Origin of the sequence: Rhodococcus sp. R1101, assembly GCF_000278445.1 — a bacterium.
GTDB lineage: Bacteria > Actinomycetota > Actinomycetes > Mycobacteriales > Mycobacteriaceae > Rhodococcus > Rhodococcus gordoniae.
Genome location: NZ_AJVB01000457.1, coordinates 1 through 3,166, shown reverse-complemented (window position 1 = coordinate 3,166; position 3,166 = coordinate 1). Strand labels below are relative to the sequence as shown.

Annotated in this window: 4 protein-coding genes; all 4 read left to right on the top strand. The window is 70.3% G+C overall.

The window, feature by feature from the left end; translation table 11 throughout:
- Positions 1-261 (top strand): helix-turn-helix transcriptional regulator (locus R1101_RS0119790; protein WP_026003490.1); only part of this gene is annotated, 261 nt, incomplete at its 5' end.
- Positions 262-408: 147 nt separating this feature from the next.
- Positions 409-666 (top strand): Sec-independent protein translocase subunit TatA, encoded by a 258-nt coding sequence (gene tatA, locus R1101_RS0119785; RefSeq protein ID WP_016935046.1) that lies wholly within the window; start codon positions 409-411, stop codon positions 664-666.
- Positions 667-770: 104 nt separating this feature from the next.
- Complete coding sequence (tatC, locus tag R1101_RS0119780) at positions 771-1,724, top strand: twin-arginine translocase subunit TatC (protein ID WP_016935045.1); 954 nt, start codon at positions 771-773, stop codon at positions 1,722-1,724.
- Between the two features lie 11 nt (positions 1,725-1,735).
- Positions 1,736-3,166 (top strand): DEAD/DEAH box helicase (locus tag R1101_RS27650; RefSeq protein WP_157179186.1); only part of this gene is annotated, 1,431 nt, incomplete at its 3' end.

Sequence of the window (3,166 nt, the reverse complement as noted above, 5' to 3'; positions counted from 1 at the left end):
GCCCCGGCCTACACGTGGCTGCTCGACTACTACCCGCTCACCGAGGTGCAGGTGCGCTCCGACGGCAGCTGCGAGGCGTCGATGCGGTATGCCTCGCCGGCGTGGATGGCGCGGTTGCTCGTCGGGCTCGGCGCCGGCGTGCGGGTGCTCGACCCGCCACCGTTGCGGGCGGCGGTACGGGCGCGGGCCGAGTCGGCGCTGGCGGCCTACGCCGATCTCGACCGGGAGAACGCGGCCCGCGGCACGGGCCCGGCCTCGTGAGGCCGGGGTGGGGGGAACATCGCCGGGGATGGGGAACATCTCTGTGAATCCTCCGCAAATTGTGGGTGGATACACCTGCTCGGCCCCTCGGGGTGTGCTCGAGGTCCGGTAGCATCGATCGGAGCCGATCAGTGGAGGTTGTTGTAAATGGGTGCAATGAGCCCCTGGCACTGGGCCATCGTGGCGCTGGTGGTCGTGATTCTCTTCGGTTCGAAGAAGTTGCCCGACGCCGCACGCGGTCTCGGTCGTTCGCTCCGGATCTTCAAGAGCGAGGTCAAGGAGATGCAGAACGACGACGCCCGGGCGGCCACGCCGCAGCAGCCGGCGCCGAATCCGTTGCCGGCCGCGCAGCCGACGACCGATCCCGCCGCGCCGCACACGCACACCGAACCGCGGTCTGCCTGACCGACGTTCATCCTGCCGGGGCGCCCACCACGGGTGTCCCGGCGTTCCGCTGACCCCGGCACGCCGTAGCGCCGGTGGTCTCGACAGGAGCTGAGAACCGCACCGTGCGCATCCCGTTCGATCCGCGCCGCAGCCGGCGCAAGACCAACCCCGACGGCACCATGTCGCTGGTCGAGCACCTCTACGAATTGCGCACGCGTCTGCTGATCGCTCTCGCTGCGGTCGTGCTCACCACCATCCTCGGATTCGTCTGGTACAGCCGCAGCCTGTTCGGCCTCGACAGTCTCGGGGAGATCCTGCGCGGCCCCTACTGCGACCTGCCGGCCTCGGCCCGCGCCGATCTGAGCAGCGACGGCTCGTGCCGGCTGCTCGCCACCGGCCCGTTCGAGCAGTTCATGCTGCGCCTGAAGGTCGCCGCCACCGCCGGCATCGTGATGGCGTGCCCGGTGTGGTTGTACCAGCTGTGGGCGTTCGTCACGCCCGGCCTGTACCGCAAGGAACGCCGCTACGCGATCGGCTTCGTCACCTGCGGGGCGGCGCTGTTCGTCACCGGCGCGGTGCTGGCCTATCTGGTGATCTCCCACGCCTTGTCGTTCCTGCTGTCCGTCGGCAACGACGTGCAGGTCACCGCGCTGTCGGGCGCCGAATACTTCGGGTTCCTCCTCAATCTGCTGGTGATCTTCGGGGTGTCCTTCGAGATCCCGCTGGTGATCGTCGCACTCAACGGGGTTGGGGTGCTGTCCTACGAGAAACTCGCGGCGTGGCGGCGCGGGCTGATCATGGCGGTGTTCGTCTTCGCCGCCATCGCCACCCCCGGCCAGGATCCGTTCTCGATGCTGGCGTTGGCGTTGGCGCTGACGCTGCTCGTGGAGTTCGCCATCCAGATCGCCCGGGTGACCGACCGGCGTCGCGCCCGCAAGGCCCGATCCGAGGGCTGGGCCGATCTCGACGACGACGAGGGCTCGACGATCGCCGCGCCGAGCCCGGTGGAGCCGGCGACCCCCACCGACACCGTCCGGACCGACCCGGCCCGCACCGACTACTCCGACACCCTGTGATCGGCGACCTCGTGCCCGGTGCGGGCGGCGACGACGCTCCGGGCGCCGCTCCGCTCGCCGTCACCCCGCAGCTCGCGGACTTCGCCGCGGAACTCGGGTTCCCCCTCGACCCGTTCCAGATCGAGGCGTGCCGCGCCCTCGAGGGCGGCCATTCGGTGCTGGTGTGCGCCCCCACCGGCGCCGGCAAGACCGTCGTGGGCGAGTTCGCGGTGTACCTGGCGCTGCAGGCCGGTTCCAAGTGCTTCTACACCACCCCGATCAAGGCGCTGAGCAACCAGAAGTACGCCGACCTGTGTGCCCGGCACGGCCGCCACTCGGTCGGTCTGCTCACCGGCGACCAATCCGTCAATTCCGATGCGCCGGTGGTGGTGATGACCACCGAGGTGCTGCGCAACATGATCTACGCGTCGTCCACCGCCCTGATCGGGCTCACCCACGTGGTGATGGACGAGGTGCATTTCCTCGCCGACCGGTTCCGCGGCGCGGTGTGGGAAGAGGTGATCCTGCACCTGCCGGAGGACGTGCGGCTGGCGTCGCTGTCGGCGACGGTGTCCAACGCCGAGGAGTTCGGCGACTGGATGACCACGGTGCGCGGCGACACCACCGTCGTCGTCGACGAGGTGCGGCCCATCCCGCTGCACCAGCACATGATGCTCGGCTCCCGCATCTACGACCTGTTCGACCGCCGCGCCGACACCGAGACCGCCCCGACCCGGCGGCGCCGCGACATCGTCGTCAACCCCGAACTGGCGTCGGCGGTGCGGCAACGGCAGAGCCTGTCCGGGATGGACCGCTGGGGCGAACGCGGCCCCCGCTTCCGGCCGCCGCCGCGCCCGGAGGTCATCGCCCGCCTCGACCGCGACGGTCTGCTGCCCGCCATCACCTTCGTGTTCAGCCGCGCCGGCTGCGACGCCGCGGTGCAGCAGTGCCTGCGCTCGGGGTTGCATCTGACCGACGAGACCGAAGCCGCCGAGATCCGCCGGATCGTCGACGAACACACCCGGGACCTGCCGCGCGGCGACCTCGAGGTGCTCGGCTACGCGTCGTGGCGCACCGCCCTCGAACGCGGCATCGCCGCCCACCACGCGGGGATGCTGCCGGCCTTCCGGCACACCGTCGAGGAACTGTTCGTGCGTGGGCTGGTGCGGGCGGTGTTCGCCACCGAAACCCTCGCCCTGGGCATCAACATGCCGGCGCGCACCGTGGTGCTCGAAAAACTCGTCAAGTTCAACGGCGACACCCACGCCGAACTGACCCCCGGCGAGTACACGCAGCTGACCGGCCGCGCCGGGCGTCGCGGCATCGACGTCGAAGGTCACGCGGTGGTGCTGTGGCAACCGGGCATCGAGCCGGCCGCGGTCGCCGGGCTCGCCTCCACCCGCACCTTCCCGCTGCGCAGCTCGTTCCGTCCGTCCTACAACATGGCGGTCAACCTCATCGAC